The organism is Pseudomonas parasichuanensis (assembly GCF_021601385.1).
In the GTDB taxonomy this organism is placed as follows: domain Bacteria; phylum Pseudomonadota; class Gammaproteobacteria; order Pseudomonadales; family Pseudomonadaceae; genus Aquipseudomonas; species Aquipseudomonas parasichuanensis.
In genome coordinates this window covers 33,723-56,296 of the sequence record NZ_BQHO01000016.1, presented here as the reverse complement: position 1 = coordinate 56,296, position 22,574 = coordinate 33,723, and the positions used below count along the sequence as shown (strand labels likewise).

Here is a 22,574-nt window from a genome sequence, read left to right as displayed (position 1 = left end):
GCAAAGGAGTGGCAATGACCTATCGATACCGCGTGGCGACCGTTTTCCTGTTGGGCTTCTTCATCGACTGCATCAACATTTTCATGCCGGCCGTGGCACTGCCACGGATCGCGGCCACCTTCGCCATCGACAACGCCAACAGTGCCTGGGTGGGTAATGCCTACATCCTCGGGCTGACCCTGGTGGTGCCGGTAAGCACCTGGCTGGCGGCGCAATGGGGCGCCAGGAAACTGCTGAGCGCGAGCATGCTCGGGTTCGCCGTGGCGGCATGGGGTTGCGGGCAGGCCGATGGCTTTGCCGGGCTGATCGCCTGGCGCCTGCTCCAGGGCATGGCCGGCGGGCTGCTGATCCCGGTGGGCCAGGCGCTGACGTTCAATCTGTTCCAGGGACCGGAGCGCGCCCGGGTGTCCACCCTGGTGATGGCCGTGGCACTGATTGCGCCTGCGCTGTCGCCAAGCCTGGGCGGGCTGATGGTCGACCGTGGCAGCTGGCCGTGGGTCTTCCATGCCAACATCCCGCTGGCGCTGTTGGCGGCCGGGCTGGCCTGGCTGTGGATCCGCGACGTACCCGGCACGGCGCAGGCCCGGCCAGACTTCTTCGGCCTGCTGCTGGTCAGCGCCGCGCTCGCCGCCCTGCTGCTGGGGATGTCGCTGTACGGCGCCGGCCATGGCCTGGCCTGGGCCTTGCCGTGCCTGGCGCTGGGGGCTGCCTGTGCCTTGCTCTATCGCCGGCATTACCGTCGCACAAACAGCGCCATTCTCGAACTTGGCCTGCTCGGCAGTGCCCGGCTGAAGGTGTCCATGTGGATCTACCAGGCCATCCCCGGGGTCTTCACCGGGGTCAACCTGTTGAACATCTTCTATCTGCAAGACACCCTCGCGCTGAGCGCCCAGGCCACCGGGCTGTTCATGCTGGTGTACGCCGCCGGCGCCTTCGCCGCCATGCTGATGGTGGGCCGGGCCTACAACCGCGCCGGGGCAAGGCGCCTGTTCCTGCTGGGCATGCTCCTGCACAGCCTGGGCATCGCGCTGCTGGTGCTGGTCGACAGTGCGCGGGACGGCCAGTTGCTGATCCTCGCCTACGCCCTGATGGGCATCGGTGGCGGCATCGGCGCCAACACCGCGCAAACCACTGCGCTGCTCGATTTCACTGGCCAGCAGACTCAACAGGCCAGCGTACTGTGGAACCTCAATCGGCAGATGGCGTTCAGCGTTGGCGCGGCGCTGCTGTTGATGGTCTTCAACCTGCTGCTCGATCGACTGGGCAGCACCCTCGCCTACCACCTGAGCTTCGCCCTCGCGGCGCTGCTCGGGCTGGCGCCGCTTGCGCGGCTACACACATTACCCCAGGAGAAACCCCAGCATGCCTGACACCGCAGTTGCCCGTGCCGAGCACAGCATTCAACACGTACATGAGCTGATCCAGATGGTCTTCAGCCGCCCCGTCACTGAAACCCAGGCCGTGTTCGGCGGGTTGATGGCGGTGTTCGCCGAGGACTTCAGCATGGTCAGCCCGACGGGGACGCTGTTCGATCGCCAGCAGGTCGAGCAGTTGTTCAAGCGCCTCGCCGGGGCGCGGCCCGGGCTTGAGATCGAGATCGAAGAGGTACAGGTGGCGTGGCGCGCCGGGGTGAATGTGGCAATGCGCTACAAGGAAGTGCAACGGCTGCAGGGCGTGACGCAGGCACGCTGGGCGCTGGCGATACTCGAATGCAGCGAGCGCGGTGTGGTGTGGCGGTGTTTGCACGAGACAGCGGTGGGTGCCTGAGCAGGTAGAATCGCCTCCCATAACATGGCCAGCGACGGGCCGCAGCGCGGCCCCGCTCCTTTCAGGCACCCCGCGCGAACGCCACCGCCGCCGCCACCTGCTCACCTGTCGGCCGCACCCCGGTGTACAACACGAACTGCTCCAGCGCCTGCAGGGCAATCACCTCAAGCCCGGTGATCACCGGTTTGCCCAGCGTTTCGGCCCGTTGGATCAACGGTGTGCGTGCCGGCATCGCCACCACGTCGAACACCCGCTCGGCCGCGGCGATCGCATGTTCAGAAAATGCCAGTTGATTGGCCTCAGGCCCGCCAGCCATGCCGATCGGCGTGACATTGACCAGCATCGGCGGGCACAGGTCACCCAGTTCGGGCAACCAACGGTAACCACAGGTATCCGCCAGGTGCCGCCCGGCCTGCTCGTTGCGGGCGACGATGGTGCCGTCGGCAAAGCCCGCGTCACGCAGCGCACTGGCCACCGCCTTGGCCATGCCACCGCTGCCACGCAAGGCAAAGCCGGTGCCAGGGTCGACCTGGTGGCGTTGCAGCAGCTGGCGAATCGCCAGATAGTCGGTGTTGTAGGCCTTGAGGTGACCCGCGGTGTTGACCAAGGTATTGACCGACTCGATCGCCAGCGCGGACGGATCGACCTCGTCCACCAGCGCCATGCACGCCTCCTTGTACGGCATCGACACGCCGCAGCCACGAATGCCCAGGGCCCGGATGCCAGCCACGGCGGCAGGCAGGTCCTGGGTGGTCATGGCCTTGTAGTAGTAGTCCAGCCCGAGCTGCTGGTAGAGGTGGTTATGGAAGCGCACGCCGAAGGTGCCTGGGCGGCCGGCCAAGGAAATGCACAACACAGTGTCCCTGCTGGGTGAAAGGTTCATTGCCACTCCTGTCGATATGGCTGAAACGATTGACTCAGCGTAACAGAGGCAGCCGCCGGTCGCCCCTTACACAACCTTTACGCTTCCCCTGCGCTCACTTGACCCTGACTGCGGTCATAGTAATCAGGCCCCAAGTGTGGGGTTGCCTTGCGAGGATTGGCCATGAAGCGTTTCATCTCCGGTATCGCCCTGCTGGTCGGCGCGCTGGCCGTCAGCGGGCAGGCGTCCGCCCACGGTGGCGGCTGGTATGGCCCGGGGCCGGTGATCGGCGCTGCCGTGGTGGGCGCGGTGGTCGGGGCGGCCGTCAGTGGCGGGCATGACCGCACCGTCTACGTCGAGCGCCAGCCTGCCTATTACCCACCACCCCCGGTGTATGTGCAGGCACCGCCACCTCCTGTGTACTACCAGCCCTACGTGGTCGAACAGTATGTGCCGGCACCGCCACCACCGGTGTACCGCCGTTACTACGGCCCGCCACCCGTCTATTACGGCCCGCCCCGCTGGTAGGCAGCACAGTTGATGGAATCAATGACCACTATCGAAGGCATTGATTTCAAACCTTCGCGGCGTCTGCGTAATGTGGGGCCATGTTTCACAGGAGATCACCCATGGCCCCCATCCAGATCATGTCCGTCGTCGGTAGCGCCGTCCCGGCCAGCCTGCGTGCCCAAGGCCAGCTGGCGTGCTGGTACCTGATGCGCAACGGCGAAGCCATCAGCGGCCCGTTGACTACCCGCTCCTCGGCCGAAGTGCTGGCCGGCCAGTTGCTCGACAACTGCCTTATTGCCTGAACCGAATCTGTTGTTGTGTGTTGCTCCCCCAAGCGTCCCCTCGCCCGCCTCCTCGGCGGGCTTTTTTTGCCTATACGAAGCGACGGACGGTTACCGCGGAACCGTTCCAGCATGAAGCTTTTTTCATTTCGCCAAGCCCTCTCAACGAGCAATCGACAGCACTTCGGCCATACTCCACAATGCATCGGTTTTTTGGGGGAAAACCCTTGCACAGCCAACGACATACCAACATTTAGTGAGCCTCAACGTGAAAACTTCCCTGTCTATCCTCAGCCTGCTGCTGTTGCTCACAGGTACTGCGACCCTCCCGTCGACCGCTGCTGCACAACCCCCGGCCCAGGCCCAACGCGACCCCAGCAAGTTGCACCTGGCTTCCGGCAGCGCCCTGCTGATCGACCTCAATACCAACCAGGAGCTGTACGCCAGCCACGCCGATCGCGTGCGCCCCATCGCCTCGGTCACCAAGCTGATGACCGCGATGGTCGTGCTCGACGCCAAGCTGCCCATGGACGAAATGCTCAGCATGACCATCGCCAACAACCCGGAGATGAAAGGCGTGTATTCGCGGGTGCGCCTGGGTAGCGAGCTGAACCGTCGCGAGACACTGCTGATTACCCTGATGTCGTCGGAAAACCGCGCCGCCACCACCCTGGCCAACCACTACCCTGGTGGCTACGGCGCGTTCATCAAGGCCATGAACGCCAAAGCCCGCGCACTGGGCATGAGCCACACCCGCTACGTCGAGCCGACCGGCCTGTCGACCCTGAACGTGTCCACCGCCCAGGACCTGGCCAAGCTGCTGATGGCCTCGCGCAAGTACCCGATGCTCGGCGAACTGTCGACCACCCCGGAAAAGACCGTGGCGTTCCGCAAACCCAACTACACCCTGGGCTTTCGTAACACCGACCACCTGGTCAACAAGAGCAACTGGGACATCAAGCTGACCAAGACCGGCTTCACCAACGAGGCGGGCCACTGCCTGGTGCTGCTGACCCGCATGGACAACCGCCCGGTGGCCATGGTGATTCTCGACGCCTACGGCAAGTACACCCACTTCGCCGACGCCAGCCGCATGCGCCAGTGGCTGGAGACCGGCAGTACCAAGGCAGCGCCAGCGGTGGCCATGCAATACAAGAACGAGCGCCAGGCCCGCCCGCGCGTGGTTCAGGACTAAGCCCCAACCGCCCCGCTGGATGCGGGGCGGCGCCTTCAGCGTCGGCCTTCGGCCAGCATGCGCACGGCCAGCCCCGCCAACACGGTGCCCATCAGCCAGCGCTGAACCTGTTGCCACAGCGGCCGGCCGGCGAGAAACACGGCAATGGAACCCGCCATCACCGCGATCAACGCATTCACCGACACACTGATCATGATCTGCGTGCAGCCCAGCACCAGCGACTGCGCCAGTACACTGCCGTGGCCCGGCTCGATGAACTGCGGCATCAGCGACAGGTACATCACCGCGATCTTGGGGTTGAGCAGGCTGGTCAACAGGCCCATGCCGAACAGCCGGCGCGGGCTGTCCGCCGGCAGGTCGCGCACCTGGAACGGCGAACGGCCACCCGGGCGCAGCGCCTGCCAGGCCAGGTACAGCAGGTACAATGCGCCACCGATGCGCAGGGCGTCGTAGGCCAACGGCACCGCCATCACCAGCGCGGTAATGCCCAGCGCCGCGCACAGCATGTAGATGACGAAGCCCAGGGCCACACCGCCCAGCGAAATCAACCCGGCCGCACGGCCCTGGCAGATCGAGCGGGAGATGAGGTAGATCATGTTCGGGCCGGGGGTGAGGACCATGCCCAGGCAGATCAGGGCGAAGGCCAGCAGGCTGGTGAGTTCAGGCATCGTGCACGTCCTTGTGGTGGTGAGTGGCGAAGTGTATCCGCAGATGATCCCGCCTTGAAACGCCAACCCATGCCCGGCAACCTTTGCGCGCTGCTGTAAGTCCAGCGGCTGTGCGTGGGGCGCCTCCGTGCGCGCCGGTTTCCTTGATTCCCGGTTGACCAACCCGCGTACAGTCGCCCCCCCTTCGTTTGGTCACGTCGAGTGGCGGCTCCATTGAATCAAGGAGCGACACAATGATGAAAGGCTTACCTGATCCCCCTGCCCGCGCCACCACGGCGCATGCCAATGCGGCCAAGGCGGTGGTCGAGGCGCTGCTGGATGGTGTTGAAATGCAGCAAATCGCGGCACGAAGACCGACGACCTGAGGTACTGGCCTTTGTAGGAGCGGCCTTGTGCCGCGAAAGGGCTGCAGAGCAGCCCCGCCGATTTATGCATCGACGTTGAGATCCTGGGGCTGCTGCGCAGCCCTTTCGCGGCACAAGGCCGCTCCTACACAGGGACGTGCGGAATTCAGCGCATCTGCCCGGCAATCAACCCCAGCGCAATCACGATCATCACCACCCCCGACACCCGCCCGACCACCTGCGCCGCCACCGGCCGAGTGCGCAGCACCGCCTTGGCGCCATACCCCACCATCAGGTACACCACCAGCGAACTGGCCAGGTGCACCAGCCCCAGCAGCAGGATCTGCAACCACACCGGCCAGCTCGCCTGCGGATCGGTGAATTGCGGCAACAGCGCCAGGAACAACAGGAACACCTTGGGATTGAGCCCGCTCACGCAAAAGCCCTTGAAAGCCCAGCGCGAACCCGAATCCGTCACGCCGCCCTCCCCGGCCGCGGGCACCGCCGGGCGCAGCAGCAGGTTGCCGCCCAGCCACAGCAGATAAACGCAGCCCGCCAAGGTCAACAGGGTCAACGCCAGCGGGTGCCCGGCGATCAGGCTGCCGACGCCTGCCGCAACGATCAACGTCACCAGGAAATGCCCCGAGAGCATCCCCGCCACTGCCGGCATCACCCAGCGCCCGCGCATCCCGGCGGAAATGGCGTAGGCCCAGTCGGCACCGGGGGTGATCACGAACAGCAAGGACACGGCCCAGAACGCCGCCAATACACTCATGGCCACTTTCAATCTTCCTTCCACACAGGTTTCGGTGAGAGCAAGATTACGGATATCGCCCGGGGATTTTCTTTCGTATATTCCCCATCCTGGCCACCACACTGGAAGATTCTTCCCACATGGACCGAATCGATCGAAAGATCCTTGCCGAACTGCAAAATGACGGGCGCCTGTCGGTGACCGAACTGGCCGAACGCGTGGGCCTGAGCCTCTCACCCTGCCACCGCCGGCTCAAGGCGCTGGAAGAGTCCGGCGCCATCCTTGGCTACCACGCCCGCCTGGCGCCGAGCGCCCTGGGCCTGAACTTCGCCGCACTGGTGTTCGTCACCCTGCGCGAGGTCACCCGCCAGCCGGTGGCGGACTTCGAAGCAGCGGTTTCGCAGATACCGCAGATCGTCGAGGCGCAGCGGCTGTTTGGCGACCCGGACTACCTGCTGCATGTGGTGGCCAAGGACCTGCCGGCGTTCCAGAAGCTGTATGACGAGCAGCTGACCAGCATTCCCAATGTGAAACGGCTGAGTTCGACCTTGGTGATGAAGGAAGTGATTCAGGATCGGTTGTTGCCGATGTAGCTTTTTCCTCATGCGCCGGCCTCTTCGCGGGCAAGTCTCAGCGGATCCTGAGCCCGGCGAGATACCTGTGGGAGCGGGCTTGCCCGCGAAGAGGCCGGCATTGCCACCAAAGATCAATGCTCTGTTCCTGTGCCTGGCGCACCATCAACGGCCATGCCTGGCTCCGCAACCAACTGCAAAGCCTCATATCGCGGCCCTTCCCGCCACCTGGCACCCACCTTGCTACCGTCCCTCGCTTAACCCTCTGCCGGCCTTAGCTTTTTTAAGGTTCATGAGCACAAATTTACTAATTTCCCGTTCCCCGCCCCGCCGCCATCATCGGCTCCAACAAGAACGCGTCGTCCCTTGTCGGCACGCGCCCGGCAACTTCGGTTGCGCCCTCCTTGCCTTGGAGTCATTCATGACCAGTGCAGCCAATTCGGCACCCCTCATCGAGAAACACACGATCGGCTACGTGCCGCCGCAAGACCGCCATGGAAAGGTAAGGGATCTGTTCACACTGTGGTTCGGCGGCAACATCGCGCCGCTGCCGATCGTCACCGGCGCGCTGGGCGTGCAGCTGTTCCACCTCAACCTGGTGTGGGGCATCGTCGCCATCCTGGTCGGCCACCTGCTGGGCGGCGTGCTGATGGCGCTGCACTCGGCCCAGGGCCCGCAGATGGGTATCCCGCAGATGATCCAGAGCCGCGCCCAGTTCGGCTCGCTCGGCGCGCTGCTGGTGGTGGTGATCGCCGGGGTGATGTACATCGGCTTCTTCGCCTCCAACATCGTCCTGGCCGGCAAGTCGCTGCACGGCGTGGTCGACAGCGTACCGGTACCGGTGGGCATCGTCGTCGGTGCACTGGGCTCGGGCATCATCGGCATCATCGGCTACCGCTTCATCCACGTGCTCAACCGCATCGGCACCTGGGTGCTGGGCATCGGCATCGTGGTCGGCTTTGGCTACATCTTCAGCCATGTGCAGAGCGACGACTTCCTCACCCGCGGCGGTTTCAACCTGGCCGGCTGGCTGGCCACCGTGTCGCTGGCGGCACTGTGGCAGATCGCCTTCGCCCCCTATGTGTCGGACTACTCGCGCTACCTGCCGGCCGACGTGAAAGTATCGTCGACCTTCTGGACCACCTACCTGGGTTCGGCGCTGGGTTCGAGCCTGTCGTTCATCTTCGGCGCCGTCGCCGTGCTGGCGATCCCGGCCGGCATGGACACCATGGACGCAGTCAAGCTGGCCACCGGTACCCTCGGCCCGGTGATGCTGGTGCTGTTCCTGCTCAGCGTGATAAGCCACAACGCCCTCAACCTGTATGGCGCGGTGCTGTCGATCATCACCCTGGTGCAGACCTTCGCCCACCGCTGGATCCCCACCGCCAAGAGCCGCGCCGTGCTGTCGCTGCTGGTGCTGGCCGCCTGCTGCGTGGTGGCGGTGTTCGCCTCGGCGGACTTCATCGGCCACTTCGTCGACATGGTGCTGGTGCTGCTGGTGGTGCTGGTGCCATGGACCGCGATCAACCTGATCGACTTCTATGTCATCCATAAAGGCGACTACGACATCCAGTCGATCTTCAAGGTCGATGGCGGCATCTACGGGCGCTACAACCCGCAGGCGTTGCTGGCCTACGCCATTGGCATCGTGGTGCAGATCCCGTTCATGAACACCCCGCTGTATGTCGGGCAGGTGTCCGAATACATCAACGGCGCCGACCTGTCCTGGCTGGTGGGCCTGGCGGTGACCACGCCACTGTACTGGTGGCTGGCCAGCCGCGACACGGCTTACCGTCGTCGCCAGATGAGTGCGAAGATGGCGCTTGGTGTTTAAACAGATGCTCAAGGAGACCCGCCATGGCGGGTCTTCTACTTTCAGACCTACAAGAGGCTTCCTACGCTAGCCCCGGACCGGACTGATTGAGGCTCAAGCTATCGGTGCCCAGCATGCTCACTCCCCGCATCCGGAGTGATAGATGCAAAAGCTTCCATTGACTGATCTCCCCCTCGCTGGCCTTAACCGCAAACTGATAGCCGTCATCGCAATCCCGCTAGTGGCGCTCGCCATCCTCGCCGCACTGTTCAACGCAGTGTTCTTCTACAACGAAGCAGGCCAGATGACCCATGTGCGTACGATCTTCGGAGAGGAGAAAGTGGTCGAGGACGTGGGCTATGCGACCAAATGGTTCGGTCGCAGCACGGTCTGGCGCCGCACCATCGGGGTCCAGTCGGCCCTGCAGGTCGACAACCAGGAAGATTCTCGTGCCGGGCATCCCTCGGTGGTCCTCGAAAACCTACCCATCGTTTTCCTCGGCAACGTCGACGCCAAGGCTGAGTTCAGCACCCAGTTCCGCCTGCCCTCGGGCGACAGCTTCCTGAAAATCGCCCAGGAGTACCGCACGCCGGACAACTTCCTGCAGCGGGCCTTGCTGCCGGCGGTCAAGGAAACCCTGCAGGCTACGGCCTCACTGATGAGCGCCGACGATTACTACGCCGGCAATCGCAGCCACTTCGGCGCCGAATTCGAAAACCAGCTGCGCAATGGCCTGTACCTCACCAGCCGCAAGGAAATCCGCGTCATGCGCGACAGTCTACCGGCACAGACCGCGATCCTGCAGGCCGGTACTGAACAGGGCAGCTTCGGCGACAACTCCGCGACCCGTTTCGTCATCGAAAAGAAACTCGACAAGGACGGCCAGGAAATGCGCAAACAGCAGCAGTTCCGCCTGTTCGGCGTGGACGTGGTCGACGCCCGGGTCACCCACATCGACCCCAACCCGCAGTATCAGGAGCGCATGGTGCGGGTGCAGCAGGCACTGGCGGAGCTGGCGGTGGCCCGGCAAAACCGGCTCAAGGAAGAAGAGGAGAAGGAGCTGGTCTCCGCCCGTGGCGCCAAGGAGGTCGAGGCCAAGCGCCAGGAAAGCCTGCGCCAGCAAATCGAACGCACCACCGAAGCCGAGACGGAAAAACAGCTCACGCTGATCAATGCCGAGCGCGAACACCGCCGCGCCGAGATCGACAAGCAAACCGCCGAACTGCTGCGCGACAAGGCCAAGGTCAACGCCGAAGCCACCAAGATCACCGCCGACGCCGAGGCCCATGCCCGTGAGGCTTCTCTCAAGGCCGACGGTGCCTTGCAGACCAAGCTCGATGCACTGGTGCAGATCAACAAGGCTTGGGCAGATGCTGCGTCCAAGGCGCCGGTACCCGGCGTGATGATGGGCGCCACAGACGGCGGCATTGGGCGTCAGGATGAGATGAGCAAGTTGATGAGCGTGCTGGCTACCAAGGCGGCCAAGGACCTGGCGCTGGACCTCAAGACGCCCTGAAGTCCCGAGCCGGGCTAAGCAGCTACTACTGAGCCTCCTCAGCAACCAGAGCCTGTCGCGGGCTATGCCCGCGACAGGCTCAAGCTTCCAGTAGTTACCCTCTTGTATCGCGGTGATTCGCAAATCAGCTCAGGCCCAAATGGCAATAGATCCGTCGGAAAATCAAACATCTCCTGTTCATCGAAAAGACCTTTACGAATGACGAATGCAGGGTAGAGAAACGCTCCGTTTACCATATTTACCTGATGCCATCTGGACTTGAAGCTCTCCTCGCCCCAAAAATGTCGCTGTTGCAACACCCACGCACTGCCAGAAAGGGCGCCGACAATCCTGCGATAGCTTGCCTTGCGCGCCAGCAGCAAACTCATGGCCAACCCTACGGCGCCCAACAAGAAGGGGAATACAACGAACAAGATCGCCCACCCGGAAGTCCAGAAGCCGTTCATGGAGGTGCGCCATCCATAGGTGCAATTTGTTTCACAGTAGAAGCACCACTTCATGCACGTTCAAAGTTGACAAAAAGGACTATGAAAGCCATGCAACTCATACCGAAGACCATACAAATCATGGCTGCTTTCATGCGCTTTCTGAGATATCTCGGAAATGCTCGATAATCCTCCGAATCCAGATACTCCCTGCGAACTGACAGCTCCGGCCAGAACAAAACACCTGTAATAGCACTGACCGTCATAGTGCGAAGCTTGAAATTGAAAGCTCCACCTCGCCTCAATTCCTCATGCAGGCACTGACTTCGCTGAAGCGCCGCACACATCACGTCGAAGTGCTTTGAAGAGGCGATATGAATATGAATGCCCACGCCTGTCAGCGTGATTAGAAACGGGATCAGCAGTGCAGCAATCTTAAAGTCTGCCGGCCAGCTACTAAGGTCGATCATAAACACGCTCATAAATCGCCTCACCAGAAACCTCACCAACCTTTCCAACCAGTTCTGCGCCAGCATAGGAACCAGTACCGACCATCGCAATTCCACAGGCCGCTCTAGCCCAAGGGCCGAAATAGCACACGAACCTGATCGCAGCATTACCGCCCCAAGCGCCCGCTGCGCCACCAACTAGCCCACCTGTAAAGCTCCCTGTCTCTGTCAGCCTGACCTTCCGGCACTCCTCGGTCTCACCCGCCCGGCAAGCCTCCTGAACCTTCAGATACGACGAAGTAGCCCCCAACCCCACCGCCACATGCCCGCCATACTTGAGGTATTTCGCCATCTTTGCCACCTCATCCAGATGCGTCGCATACCCCGGTATAGCGCCCGGCGCCCCAGCCTTGGACCAATGATGCACAAGGCTCTTGGTGGATATCCCCAACCCTTTGCGCAAGCTTTCATGCCCTCCCAGGTTCAGGTACTTGCCCAGGAATGCACTGCGTAGTTGCGCATCCAGCTGCTGATACAAGGCCTGGCGTGAGGCAAAGAACTGCGGGCTTTTCAGGTGCCCATGCAACCCAAACTCGCGCTGATGCAGCCGCTCAATCCCCCTGAGCGTGTCCTCCACCTGCCCCAGCCCACGGGCCAGCATGTCCTTGCCCACCCCCATGGACTGGCTGGCACCGTTGAGCACCCCGGCAATCTCGCCGATGTGCTCCATCATGAAGTTGGCTTCCTGCTCGTCCAGCACCGCCAATGCCTCCCGCGCCCGCTGTGCCGCCGCCATTAGGTCGGCTTCTTCACGGGTACAGGCATAGTGGTTGTCGGGGTCGCCGAGGACGAAGATCTCACCGGCCTTGAAGCCTTGCTCGAAGGTCGGGTTAAGACGCTGCAGCCGGGCAATCGGCAGCCGGTGGTCGTGCTCCAGCAACTCGGTCACCAACTGAGGGCCGGACAGGCTTCGGCGCACGATATGAAAGCCCGGCTCCAGCAAGGTACGCGGTGCCGGGGCTGCCGTGGCCATCTGCGGCTGCAAATGGCCAGGGGCGGCGGAGGGACTGGCAGACGCCATCAGCGGCGTCGAGTGCAAGCCTGGCGCCTGGTCCAGCGGCGCCACCACGCGGTTGCTGCCACTGGGGCAGCCGCACGCGACCAGCGACCCGTCCATGGCCAAGGGCTGACCGTCGCTGATCCAGCCTTCATGCCCATCGACCACCACCCCGGGCTGGCCGCATGCGGGGCACTCGGTGGTCGAGTCACCAACGCGCAGGACCCTGAGCCCCTCGCTCAGATAACCTTCACCGCTGGCCAGGCACACCGCTCCAGTGCTGGTGCGATCGCCATCAACTGCCTGGCCCCTGCCGTCAAGACCGACACGCCACATGCTGTAGTTCCCCTTTACAAAGCGAAGGAAGCTAGCAGCACTCAGGGGTTAAGCTCGGGACCAGAACGGCCTTTGGGAAACGCCCTACGCACAATTCAGAAACTAACCGGACTTACCCCGGCTCAGCGCCCGCTACGCAACATCTCCTTGGGCACATACTTGCCAACCTCATACTTGCCAATCGCCGCCCGGTGCACCTCATCCGGCCCGTCGGCCAAACGCAGCGTGCGTTGCATCGCATACATGTAGGCCAGCGGGAAGTCGCCACTCACCCCTGCGCCACCATGGATCTGAATCGCCCGGTCGATCACCTTCAACGCCACGTTCGGCGCCACCACCTTGATCTGCGCGATCTCGCTGCGCGCCACCTTGTTGCCCACGGTGTCCATCATGTACGCGGCCTTGAGCGTCAGCAGCCGGGCCATGTCGATCTCCATCCGCGAGTCGGCGATCTTGTCGATGTTGCCGCCCAGCCGCGCCAGTGGCTTGCCAAAGGCGGTGCGCTCGACAGAGCGTTTGCACATCAGTTCCAGGGCACGCTCGGCCATGCCGATCGAGCGCATGCAGTGGTGGATACGGCCTGGGCCAAGGCGGCCCTGGGCGATCTCGAAGCCACGGCCCTCGCCAAGCAGCACGTTTTCGTAAGGCACGCGCACGTTCTCGAACAGCACCTCGGCGTGGCCGTGGGGCGCGTCGTCATAACCGAACACCGGCAGCGGGCGGACGATCTTCACCCCCGGCGCGTCGGTGGGCACCAGGATCATCGAGTGCTGCTGATGACGCGGGCCGTCGGGGTTGGACAGGCCCATGAAGATCATCACCTTGCAGCGTGGGTCGCAGGCGCCGGAGGTCCACCACTTGCGGCCGTTGATCACCCACTCATCGCCGTCGCGTACGGCAGTGGCGGCCATGTTGGTGGCATCCGACGAGGCCACGTCCGGCTCGGTCATGGCAAACGCCGAGCGGATCTCGCCGCGCAGCAGCGGCTCCAGCCACTGGCGCTTCTGCGCCTCGCTGGCGTAGCGCACCAGCACTTCCATGTTGCCGGTGTCCGGTGCCGAGCAGTTGAACGGCTCCGGCCCCAGCAACGAGCGGCCCATGATCTCGGCCAGCGGTGCGTATTCGAGGTTGGTCAGCCCCGCGCCGTATTCCGACTCGGGCAGGAACAGGTTCCACAGGCCCTCGGCACGGGCCTTGGCCTTGAGCTCTTCCATGATCGCGGTGGGCTGCCAGCGGTCGCCTTCGGCAACCTGGCGCTCGAACACCGGCTCGGCCGGGTACACATAGGTGTCCATGAATGCGCTGACACGCTCGCGCAGTGCCTGGACCTTGGGCGAATAGGCGAAATCCATCGGGGCTACCTTCAGTCAATGAAGAACATGGACGCAGCCTAGAACAGCCACCCTTCATCCACCTAGTCTATTTTCTACGTGTATAAACATTCATAACCGATATATGATCGGCTGATAATTCCAATGAAGAGCGGCGCCATGAACCTCAGCAAGGTCGACCTCAACCTGTTCATCGTCTTCGACGCGATCTACACCGAAGCCAACCTGACCCGCGCCGGGCAGATCGTCGGCATCACCCAGCCAGCGGTGTCCAACGCCCTGTCGCGCCTGCGCGAAACCTTCAACGACCCGCTGTTCGTGCGCACTGCCCAGGGCATGGTGCCCACGCCCATGGCGCAGAACATCATCGGCCCGGTGCGCAACGCCCTGTCATTGCTGCGCACCTCGGTACAAGAGAGCCGCATCTTCAACCCGCTGCAGGCCAGCAAGACCTTCCGCATCAGCATGACCGACCTCACCGAGGCGGTGATCCTGCCGCCGCTGTTCCAGCGCCTGCGCCGCCTGGCCCCGGCACTGGTGATCGAGAGCTTCCCGTGCAAGCGCCGCGAAACCACCAAGGAGCTTGCCGCCGGGCGCCTGGACTTCGCCGTCGACGCGCCGCTGAACACCGACCCGCAGGTGCGCCACGTCAAGCTGATGCAGGACCGCTACGTCTGCGCCATGCGCCCCGGCCACCCGCTGGCCGACAGCCCGCTGACCCTCGACAGCTACCTGGGCATGACCCACATCCATATTTCCAGCCGCCGCAACGGCCTGGGCTACGTTGACCTGGCCCTGGGCAAGATGGGCGTGCAACGCCGCGTGGCGTTGCGTTCGCAACACTACTTGATGGCCTCGCAGGTGCTGCAGCAGACCGACATGGTGATGACCGTGCCCGAGCGCTTCGCCCGCCGCCACCAGTTGCGCCACCAGCCGCTGCCGGTGGAAGTGCCGGCCCTGGAAACCCACCTGTACTGGCACGAAAGCACCGACCAGGACCCGGCCAACCGCTGGATGCGCGAGCAGATCATCGAGCTGTGCGAGCGGGTCGCCAGCCAGGAGCAGAAGGCGCTGGAAAGCGCCTGAGCGCTGCGCGCTTGCATTGCACTGACCTTTGGGTAACCCTTGCGCCGCCCTGCCCCGGGCATTGCAGATTCACGGCACAAGGAACGCAGCATGGCTATCAGGACCCTGGTGATCGGCGCCTACGGCAACTTCGGGCGCATCATCAGCCGCCACTTGAACCAGATGCCGGGCGTGCAGCTGGTCATCGCCGGGCGCAACGCCCAGTCGCTTGCCCAGCTCGGTGAGCAGCTCAGCGGCACAGGCGCATCGCTGCACGGCAGCTGGTGCGGTGACGCCATGGCCCCCGGTTTCGCCGAGGCCCTGCGCCAACTGGGCATCGACTGGGTGATCCACACCGGCGGGCCGTTCCAGGGCCAGCCCTACCGCGTCGCCGAAGCCTGCATCGAGGCCGGCGCCAGCTATTGCGACCTGGCAGACTGCCGGCAGTTCGTCAATGGCATCGCCCAGCTCGACGCCCGCGCCCGCCAGGCGGGCGTGGCGCTGCTCAGTGGTTGCAGCTCGGTGCCCAGCCTGTCCTCGGCGATCCTCGACGAACAGCGCCTGCGCTTCAGCCACATCGAGTCGATCGAGCACGGCATCTCCTCCTCGGCCAAGATGCCTGGCGTGTCCACCATCGAAGGCGTGCTTGCCTACGCCGGGCGGCCGATCCGCCAGTGGCGCGATGGCCAACCCTGTGAAGTCGACGGCTGGCTGGGCCTGCAGCTGCGCCACCTCCCAGGCCTGGGCTGGCGCTTGCTGAGCAATGTCGATGTACCAGACATGGACATCTTCGCCAGCCGTTACGGGGCGCGCACCCTGGCGTTCAAGGCCGGTGCCGGGCTGATGGCTGGCGGCCTGGCCAACGCGGCACTGGCGCTGCTGGTGAAGTACGGGCTGGTACGCAACCCACTGCCCTGGGCCCGGCGCCTGCACCGCCTGGGCCTGCGCTTCGAGCGTTGCGGCAATGGCAAGAGCGCGATGTACCTGGATGTGCGCGGCCTCGACGAAAACGGCCAGCCGCTGCGCCTGCGTGCCCAGGTCAGCGCAACCGATGACAAAGGCCCGGAGATCCCAAGCTGCGCGGCGGTGGCGCTGATGGCCAGGCTAACCGAGGGCTACCAGCCCGAGGTGGGCGCGCGGCCCTGCGTGGGCGAGATAAGCGTTGAGCAATACCTGGCAGCCATCGGCGCGCCGGACAAGATCCGCTACAGCGTCAGTTTCCAGCAGGGGCGTGGCTGAGATGGATTACCTGCTGCTCAAGTACCTGCATGTGATCGCCGCTGTATTTCTGTTCGGCTTCGGCATGGGCTCCTACCTCTACCTGATCGCCGCCCACCGCACAGGCGATGCGCGGGTGATCGCCGCCGTGGCCAGGATGGTGGTGCGCTTCGACGCCTGGATCACCACCCCGGCCGGCTTCCTGCAACTGTTGACCGGCTACGCCATGGTGCGCACGGCAGGCATGGACTGGTCGATGGACTGGCTGCGCGCTGCGCTGGCGATCTTCTTCGGTGTGGGCGCGCTGTGGTTGCCGGTGCTGTTGTTGCAGACCCGCCTGCAAGCCCTCGCCGCCCGGGCCGTCGAGGCGCATGCCCCGCTGGGCCCGCACTACCACCGGCTGTACCGCTATTGGCTGTGGATGGGTGTGATCGGTTTTTCCGGGATGTTCCTGATGGTGCTGGTGATGGTGAAAAAGCAGGCACCTTGGCAATGGCTGTGATTTGAAGCGCAGCACGAGGAGAAAATATTTCTCTAAAACATGCAATGCGCAGAACGAATTATTCTGAAACAATCGCCCGGGCGAGCAATAGGAAAAACCTTTGCCCATCAGCCCTCGTAACATGCCGTACATGGATGCCGACTGGCGGCGTCCCGCACGGACAAGCCCTCGCTATGCACAACGCCCCCCTCTATTTCGACTACGCCGCCACCACCCCTGTCGATGACCGGGTCATCGAGGCCATGCTCGGCTGCCTGGGCCGTGCCGCCAACTTCGGCAACCCGGCCTCCAGCGGCCACAGCTTCGGCCAGGCCGCCCGCGAAGCGGTAGAACAGGCCCGCCGCCAGGTGGCCGAGCGGGTCGGCGCTCAGCCCGACGACCTGGTGTGGACCTCCGGCGCCACCGAGTCCAACAACCTCGCTCTCAAGGGGGTCGCGCAAAGCTACCCACAACCCGGCCACCTGATCACCAGCCAGCTGGAACACAAGGCTGTGCTCGACACCGTGGCCGAGCTGGAGCGTCAGGGTTGGGCGGTAACGCGCCTGGCGCCTGACGCCCACGGCCTGATCCAGCCCGACGCCGTGCAGGCGGCGCTGCGGGCCGACACCCGGCTGGTGTCGCTGATGGCGGTGAACAACGAACTGGGCACCCTCACCGACTTCGCCGCCATCGGCGCGCGGGTACGCGAACACGGCGCGCTGCTGCATGTGGACGCGGCCCAGGCGGTCGGCAAGGTATTGATCGACCTGGCCGCCCAAGCGGTCGACCTGATGTCGTTCTCGGCGCACAAGGTGTACGGCCCCAAGGGCATCGGCGCGCTCTATGTCGGCGCCCGCGCCCGCAATGGCCTGCGGGCGCAGATGCACGGCGGTGGCCATGAGCGCGGGCTGCGCTCGGGCACCCTGGCCACCCACCAGATTGTCGGCATGGGCAGCGCCTTCGCCCTGGCCGGGCAGCCAGGGGACAGCGAGCACCAGCGCCTGGAGCAGCTGGCCCGCCGCCTGCGCGAGGGCCTGTTGGCCTTGCCGGGGGTGACGCTCAATGGCTGCGGCGCGCAGCGCATTCCCCACACCTTCAACCTGTGCGTCGACGCCAAGGGGTTCAACAGTCGCGACCTTGCTGGCGAGCTGGCGCTGTCCACTACTTCGGCGTGCAACTCGGCGAGCAATGCCGCTTCCCATGTGCTGCTGGCGCTGGGGTTGGATGAGCGCCAGGCGCGCAACAGTGTGCGCTTGAGCATTGGGCGGTATACCAGTGAGGCTGAGGTGGAGCAGGCGATTGCGGTATTTGGGCGAGTGGTGAGTGCGGCGGCTGTGGCGCTTTGGTGATTTTCAGAGAGGGGTGAGGGCCTTTTGGTGCTTGCCGATGATTTTGCAGCGCCTATGAGATCGAGCGCCGCCCGCGCGGCGCTCGATCTTGAGGGCGCTGAAGATCCTTCGCCATGCACCTCGCAGCCCTCACCGGCCCTCTAAAAAAATCAAAGGAAGGTAAACACCTCACCCGCCGGCAACCGCGACTTGCCCAGCCCAGCGTTGAAATCCTCTTCGCTGTGATACCCCAGGCTCAACACCACCACGCTGGTGTAGCCACGTTCGCGCAGCCCCAATTCAGCATCCATCACCTTGAAGTCGAACCCTTCGATCGGCGTGGCATCCAGCCCGTAGGCCGCCGCCCCCAGCAACGCGGTCCCCAACGCCAGGTAGGTCTGTTTCTCCATCCAGTGCTGCAGGTCCTTGTTGTCGTGGCGGTGCAGGTTGACATAGAAGCGGCGGCTCTGGTCCTGCCCGGCCTTCGCCTCGTCGCTGCGGAAACGCCCGTCCTTGCCTTCCTGCTCCAGCACCGCCTGCAGGTGCGCCTCGGTCATGTCGGTGCGCGTGGCGAACACGATCACATGGGAGGCATTGAGGATCTTCGACGTGTTGTAGGCAAAGCCCACCTCGGTGCTCTTGGCCAGGCGCGCCTTGCCTTCATCGGTGTCGGCGACGATGAAGTGCCAGGGCTGCGAGTTGACCGAGGACGGGCTGTGGCGCAGTTGCTCCAGCAGCGCATCGATGGTGGCCTGGGGGATGCGGCGGCTGGCATCGTAGGCTTTGGTGGTGTAGCGGCGCTTGGCCAGGGCAACGGTATCCATGAACGGCAACTCCTCGGGGTTCGTGATTGAGGCGCATCTTATCTTCCCGGCTGCAAAGAAAAACCAGCACAATGCAGCAACACTTTCATCCCTGGAGTGAAAATGCTGCGCATCACCGACCTGGAACTGTTCGCCCGTGCCAGCGCCCTGGGCAGCTTCACCGCCGCCGCCCACGAGGCCGACCTGCTGCCCGGCCAGGTAGCCGCGGCGATCAAGCGCCTGGAGCGCGAGCTCGATGTGCGCCTGTTCGCCCGCACTACCCGCAGCCTGCGCCTCACCGCCGAGGGCGAGCTGTACCTGCCCACTGCCCAACGGGTGCTCGACACCCTGCGCCAGGGCCGTGAAGACCTGCATGGCAGCCACAGCCAGCTACGCGGCGTGCTGCAGGTGGCCGCGCCTTCAGACCTGGGACGCAACCTGCTGCGCCCCTGGCTGAGTGCGTTTCGCCGCGAACACCCAGGCTTGAGCCTGCGCTTTTTGCTCTCCGACCAGATGGCCGACTTCTACCGCGACCCGGTGGACGTCGCCATCCGCTACGGCCTCAACGAAGACGCCAACTACATTGCCCTGCCCCTGGCGCCGTGGAATCGCCGGGTGGTGGTGGCCGCCCCCGACTACCTGGCGCGCCACGGCAGGCCGCAAACGCCCGAAGCCCTGCAACAGCACGATTGCCTGTTGTATTCGCAGCAAAGCCGGGTATACGACAAATGGCGCCTGGGCAACCGCACCGTGCAGGTACGCGGGCCGCTGTTCAGCGACGACGCCGACGTGGTGCGGCGCTGGGCCCTGGAAGGCGAAGGCATCGTCTACAAGTCGTGGCTGGACGTCAGCGCCGACATTGCCGTCGGCGCCCTGGAGATCCTGCTGCCCGAACACCCCGGCGAGCCGACCCCGGTCACCCTGGTGTGCCCGCACCGCAAACAGCTCACACCCGCGGTTTCGCAGTTGCACGGCTGGCTGCGCGAGCGCTTCGCCGCGCTGCGTCCGGAGGGTGTATTGCAGCCGGTCGGCCCCGGCGTATAGTGGCGCTTCCCCCGACTGCAAGGAGCTGTCATTCATGCCGAGCCTGGAATTTCTGCTCACCGCCCTGATCATCGTGCTGATCCCCGGCAGCGGGGTCATCCTCACCGTCTCCAGCGCCCTGGTGGCCGGGCGCCGCGCCTGTTTGTGGACCGCCCTGGGCTGCACCCTGGGGATCGTCCCCCACCTGCTGGCCTCGGTGCTCGGCCTGTCGGCGCTGCTGCACGCCAGCGCCCTCGCCTTCCAGGGGCTGAAATTCGCCGGGGTCGCCTACCTGCTGTACCTGGCCTACGCCACCTGGCGTGATCGCGCGGCCTTCGCCGTGGATGAAAAAGCACCGCCGGCCGCTGCCGCCCAATTGGTGCTCAAGGCCTGCCTGCTGAACATCCTCAACCCCAAGCTGACCCTGTTCTTCCTCGCCTTCCTGCCGCAGTTCATCGACCCCCACGCCGGTTCCGCCGTGGTGCAGATGCTCGGCCTGAGCGCGGTGTTCATGCTGATGACCTTCGTCGTGTTCGTACTCTATGGGCTGCTTGCCCACCTGTTCCGCCGTGCAGTGATCGACTCGCCCAAGGTGCAGGCCTGGCTGCGCCGAGGCTTTGCCGCCTCGTTCGCCGGCCTGGGCATCAACCTGGCATTTGCCCAGCGTTAAGCGCTGCACAATCGTTCTAAACCCCAGGGCCGGTTCTGCGTTATGGTCGAGTACCCACCGCAACCGGCCCCCGCCATGAGCCACTGGATCGACCTCAAACAGGACGCCGACACCGGCATCGAGTCGGTTCGCGCCCATTTCACCGGCCACGCCTACGACCCGCACTGGCACGACAGCTTCCTGGTCGGCGTCACCGAACAGGGCGTGCAGCAGTTCAACTGCCGCCGGGTGCGCCACCAGAGCACACCGGGCCAGGTGTTCCTGCTCGAGCCCGGCGACCTGCATGATGGCCTGGCGCCCACCGCCGAAGGCTTCACCTACTCCACCCTGTACCTCGACAGCCAATGGCTGGCAAACCAATTGCACGCGCTGTTCGAGCAGGCACCCAGCGACGCCCTGCCCAGCTTCGCCGCCACCCTGCACTGCGATACCCGCCTGGCCGGCGCCACCAGCCGCGCCTTCAGCGCCTTGCACCACAAGGAACTGCGCATCGTTCGCCAGACCGCCATCGACGACCTGCTGGCCTGCCTCACCGGCCACCTGCAGTGGCGCCGGCGCCTCGACCCCGACCCGCGCCTGCCGCTGACCGCACAGGTGGCCCGCGACTACCTGCATGCGCACCTCGACCAGGACATCGGCCTGGACGACCTGGCGCAGGTCTGCGGCGTCGACCGCTTCCGACTGACCCGCGCCTTCAAGGCCGCCTACGGCCTGGCGCCGCATGCCTACCTGATCCAGCTGCGCCTGGCCCGCGCACGGCAGCTGCTGGCCCTCGGCCAGGGCCCGGCCGAGGTCGCCACGGCCCTCGGTTTTGCCGACCAGAGCCACCTCGGCCGCTGGTTCCGCCGCGCCTACCGGCTGACCCCGGCGGACTACCGCAAGCGCTGCTCAAACCTTCCAGACTGAGGCAAGGGCGGCTGCCAACATGAGGCCACGATCAACCGGAGCCTCGCCCATGTCCCACAACCTTTTGCCCTTCGCCCTGTTCGCCCTGGCCGCCAGCATCAGCCCGGGGCCGACCAACCTGCTGATCCTCGCCCAGGGTGCCCGGCGCGGCGTGCGTGCCAGCCTGGCACCCACCGTGGCGGCCTGCGGCGCGGCAGCGGCGGTGGTGCTGCTGGTCGGCCTGGGCCTGGGCGAACTGCTGCTGGATCACCCGTTGGCGCAACAGCTGCTTGGCTGGGCCGGCGCGCTGTGGCTGAGCTGGCTGGCCTGGCGCATGCTGCGCAGCGCCGATGCGCCCCTGCAGGCCGGTGACAACGCAGGCTTCGGCCCGCTGCAGGCGGCTACCCTGCAATTGGTCAATCCCAAGGTCTGGCTAATGGCGCTGGCGACGATCAGCCTGTTCGCCACCCCGGCCCTGCCGCTGTGGTGGTTGACCCTGGTGTTTCTGCTGATCGCCCTGCCGAGCATGACCGCCTGGGCGCTGCTGGGGGCAGGCAGCGCGCGCTGGCTGAATTCGCCGCGGGCATTGCGCTGGTTCAACCAGAGCCTGGCGGGGTTGCTGCTGGTGTCGGCCTGGTCGGCGCTGCTGGTCTGACGGCTATTTCATGCAGGCCTCTGCTGGCGGCGGGCCTGCTTGCAGTACACTCGCCAGCCTCACCGTGCCCAAGGCCCCTGCCCCATGCCCCGCTTGCCAACACTGCTGTTGCCCCTGCTGCTGCTCACCGCCCTCGCCGCCTGCGACCAGGCACCCAGCCGCGAAGAAAAGATCCTCTCCAGCCTGCCCCTGCAGGAAGCCTACGAGCACAATATCGGGCGCATGGCGCAGCTGTTGGCCGTGACCCACCCGAAGCTGCCCGAAGAACAGATCAAGACCGTGCTGCGCAAGCACCTCACCGTCGAGGACCAGCGCCAGGACCTGTACCGGCTCTACAGCGAAAAGAACTTCGACGATGCCGAATTCGACACCATCGTCGCCGCCACCCGCGACCCGGCCAAGGCCAAGGCGCTGGGCGAAACCGATGAAGGCAAGCGGCTGAGTGAAAAGCTGACCGCGCTGATGCGCGAGAGCGCCAGGGACCCGAAAGTGCAGGCCTTGGTCGAAGCGCGCATGCAAGAGGTCGAGGATGAACTGCAGGCGTTGCAGCAAGCTGCGCCGTAATA

Annotated in this window: 26 protein-coding genes; 18 read left to right on the top strand and 8 right to left on the bottom strand. The window is 64.7% G+C overall.

Annotation, left to right across the window (positions count from 1 at the left end; translation table 11 throughout):
* Positions 1-14 precede the first annotated feature (14 nt).
* Entirely contained in the window at positions 15-1,370 is a 1,356-nt protein-coding gene (locus L6D77_RS14465) for an MFS transporter (RefSeq protein ID WP_232884245.1), read from the top strand.
* Positions 1,363-1,767 (top strand): DUF4440 domain-containing protein, encoded by a 405-nt coding sequence (locus tag L6D77_RS14460; protein WP_232884244.1) that lies wholly within the window; start codon positions 1,363-1,365, stop codon positions 1,765-1,767. Before L6D77_RS14465 ends, L6D77_RS14460 begins: the two co-directional genes overlap by 8 nt.
* Positions 1,768-1,828: 61 nt before the next feature.
* Here the strand turns inward: L6D77_RS14460 and L6D77_RS14455 are convergent, their stop codons facing one another.
* Positions 1,829-2,650, bottom strand: coding sequence for a shikimate 5-dehydrogenase (locus L6D77_RS14455; protein WP_232884243.1), 822 nt, complete (start codon positions 2,648-2,650; stop codon positions 1,829-1,831).
* Between the two features lie 162 nt (positions 2,651-2,812).
* On the opposite strand from L6D77_RS14455, the gene L6D77_RS14450 reads away from it, so the two are divergent.
* The 3 genes from L6D77_RS14450 (at position 2,813) to pbpG (ending at position 4,615) form a co-directional block, all read left to right on the top strand.
* The gene (locus L6D77_RS14450) at positions 2,813-3,157 is read left to right on the top strand and encodes a hypothetical protein (RefSeq protein ID WP_232884242.1); all 345 of its coding nucleotides are present in this window, start codon (positions 2,813-2,815) and stop codon (positions 3,155-3,157) included.
* A 101-nt stretch (positions 3,158-3,258) separates the two neighbouring features.
* Positions 3,259-3,441, top strand: a complete 183-nt coding sequence (locus tag L6D77_RS14445; RefSeq protein ID WP_232884241.1) for a hypothetical protein — start codon at positions 3,259-3,261, stop codon at positions 3,439-3,441.
* 247 nt (positions 3,442-3,688) lie between these two features.
* Positions 3,689-4,615 carry a D-alanyl-D-alanine endopeptidase gene (gene pbpG, locus L6D77_RS14440; protein ID WP_232884240.1) on the top strand — a complete coding sequence of 309 codons (927 nt, stop codon included), beginning with the start codon at positions 3,689-3,691 and terminating at the stop codon, positions 4,613-4,615.
* 35 nt (positions 4,616-4,650) lie between these two features.
* Here pbpG and L6D77_RS14435 read toward each other — a convergent pair whose 3' ends face one another.
* Positions 4,651-5,283 (bottom strand): LysE family translocator, encoded by a 633-nt coding sequence (locus L6D77_RS14435; protein WP_232884239.1) that lies wholly within the window; start codon positions 5,281-5,283, stop codon positions 4,651-4,653.
* 233 nt (positions 5,284-5,516) lie between these two features.
* Between L6D77_RS14435 and L6D77_RS27305 the strand changes: the two genes are divergently transcribed.
* Positions 5,517-5,648: a hypothetical protein gene (locus tag L6D77_RS27305; protein WP_269807602.1), complete on the top strand. Its 132-nt coding sequence runs from the start codon at positions 5,517-5,519 to the stop codon at positions 5,646-5,648.
* 145 nt (positions 5,649-5,793) lie between these two features.
* On the opposite strand, the gene L6D77_RS14430 is transcribed toward L6D77_RS27305, so the two are convergent.
* Positions 5,794-6,408: a LysE family translocator gene (locus L6D77_RS14430; RefSeq protein WP_232884238.1), complete on the bottom strand. Its 615-nt coding sequence runs from the start codon at positions 6,406-6,408 to the stop codon at positions 5,794-5,796.
* A 113-nt stretch (positions 6,409-6,521) separates the two neighbouring features.
* On the opposite strand from L6D77_RS14430, the gene L6D77_RS14425 reads away from it, so the two are divergent.
* From L6D77_RS14425 to L6D77_RS14415, 3 genes are all read left to right on the top strand, one after another.
* Positions 6,522-6,974, top strand: coding sequence for an Lrp/AsnC family transcriptional regulator (locus L6D77_RS14425; protein WP_232884237.1), 453 nt, complete (start codon positions 6,522-6,524; stop codon positions 6,972-6,974).
* 400 nt (positions 6,975-7,374) lie between these two features.
* Positions 7,375-8,787, top strand: a complete 1,413-nt coding sequence (locus tag L6D77_RS14420; protein ID WP_232884236.1) for a purine-cytosine permease family protein — start codon at positions 7,375-7,377, stop codon at positions 8,785-8,787.
* A 142-nt stretch (positions 8,788-8,929) separates the two neighbouring features.
* Complete coding sequence (locus tag L6D77_RS14415) at positions 8,930-10,282, top strand: SPFH domain-containing protein (protein ID WP_232884235.1); 1,353 nt, start codon at positions 8,930-8,932, stop codon at positions 10,280-10,282.
* Positions 10,283-10,344: 62 nt separating this feature from the next.
* On the opposite strand, the gene L6D77_RS14410 is transcribed toward L6D77_RS14415, so the two are convergent.
* From L6D77_RS14410 to L6D77_RS14395, 4 genes are all read right to left on the bottom strand, one after another.
* Positions 10,345-10,728, bottom strand: coding sequence for a hypothetical protein (locus L6D77_RS14410; protein WP_232884234.1), 384 nt, complete (start codon positions 10,726-10,728; stop codon positions 10,345-10,347).
* 50 nt (positions 10,729-10,778) lie between these two features.
* On the bottom strand, positions 10,779-11,177 hold the full coding sequence (locus tag L6D77_RS14405; protein WP_232884233.1) for a hypothetical protein: 399 nt from the start codon (positions 11,175-11,177) through the stop codon (positions 10,779-10,781).
* A complete protein-coding gene (locus tag L6D77_RS14400; protein WP_232884232.1) occupies positions 11,164-12,549 on the bottom strand; it encodes a PAAR domain-containing protein in 1,386 nt (461 codons plus the stop codon). Before L6D77_RS14400 ends, L6D77_RS14405 begins: the two co-directional genes overlap by 14 nt.
* A gap of 122 nt (positions 12,550-12,671) precedes the next feature.
* Positions 12,672-13,901, bottom strand: a complete 1,230-nt coding sequence (locus L6D77_RS14395; RefSeq protein WP_232884231.1) for an acyl-CoA dehydrogenase — start codon at positions 13,899-13,901, stop codon at positions 12,672-12,674.
* Between the two features lie 138 nt (positions 13,902-14,039).
* On the opposite strand from L6D77_RS14395, the gene L6D77_RS14390 reads away from it, so the two are divergent.
* The 4 genes from L6D77_RS14390 to L6D77_RS14375 all read left to right on the top strand — a co-directional run bounded on the left by L6D77_RS14390 (position 14,040) and on the right by L6D77_RS14375 (position 17,993).
* Positions 14,040-14,966 carry a LysR family transcriptional regulator gene (locus L6D77_RS14390; protein ID WP_232884230.1) on the top strand — a complete coding sequence of 309 codons (927 nt, stop codon included), beginning with the start codon at positions 14,040-14,042 and terminating at the stop codon, positions 14,964-14,966.
* Between the two features lie 90 nt (positions 14,967-15,056).
* On the top strand, positions 15,057-16,184 hold the full coding sequence (locus L6D77_RS14385) for a saccharopine dehydrogenase family protein (RefSeq protein ID WP_232884229.1): 1,128 nt from the start codon (positions 15,057-15,059) through the stop codon (positions 16,182-16,184).
* A gap of 1 nt (position 16,185) precedes the next feature.
* Complete coding sequence (locus L6D77_RS14380) at positions 16,186-16,665, top strand: DUF2269 family protein (RefSeq protein WP_232884228.1); 480 nt, start codon at positions 16,186-16,188, stop codon at positions 16,663-16,665.
* 173 nt (positions 16,666-16,838) lie between these two features.
* A complete protein-coding gene (locus L6D77_RS14375; protein ID WP_232884227.1) occupies positions 16,839-17,993 on the top strand; it encodes a cysteine desulfurase family protein in 1,155 nt (384 codons plus the stop codon).
* Between the two features lie 149 nt (positions 17,994-18,142).
* On the opposite strand, the gene nfsB is transcribed toward L6D77_RS14375, so the two are convergent.
* Positions 18,143-18,796, bottom strand: coding sequence for an oxygen-insensitive NAD(P)H nitroreductase (nfsB, locus tag L6D77_RS14370; RefSeq protein WP_232884226.1), 654 nt, complete (start codon positions 18,794-18,796; stop codon positions 18,143-18,145).
* Positions 18,797-18,898: 102 nt separating this feature from the next.
* Here nfsB and L6D77_RS14365 point away from each other — a divergent pair, with 102 nt between their 5' ends.
* From L6D77_RS14365 to L6D77_RS14345, 5 genes are all read left to right on the top strand, one after another.
* Positions 18,899-19,819 carry a LysR family transcriptional regulator gene (locus L6D77_RS14365; protein WP_232884225.1) on the top strand — a complete coding sequence of 307 codons (921 nt, stop codon included), beginning with the start codon at positions 18,899-18,901 and terminating at the stop codon, positions 19,817-19,819.
* A gap of 34 nt (positions 19,820-19,853) precedes the next feature.
* A complete protein-coding gene (locus L6D77_RS14360) occupies positions 19,854-20,468 on the top strand; it encodes a LysE family translocator (RefSeq protein WP_110992839.1) in 615 nt (204 codons plus the stop codon).
* Between the two features lie 75 nt (positions 20,469-20,543).
* The gene (locus L6D77_RS14355; RefSeq protein WP_232884224.1) at positions 20,544-21,374 is read left to right on the top strand and encodes an AraC family transcriptional regulator; all 831 of its coding nucleotides are present in this window, start codon (positions 20,544-20,546) and stop codon (positions 21,372-21,374) included.
* Between the two features lie 49 nt (positions 21,375-21,423).
* Positions 21,424-22,008, top strand: a complete 585-nt coding sequence (locus L6D77_RS14350) for a LysE family translocator (protein ID WP_232884223.1) — start codon at positions 21,424-21,426, stop codon at positions 22,006-22,008.
* Positions 22,009-22,092: 84 nt separating this feature from the next.
* Entirely contained in the window at positions 22,093-22,572 is a 480-nt protein-coding gene (locus tag L6D77_RS14345; RefSeq protein WP_232884222.1) for a DUF2059 domain-containing protein, read from the top strand.
* Positions 22,573-22,574: the final 2 nt, after the last annotated feature.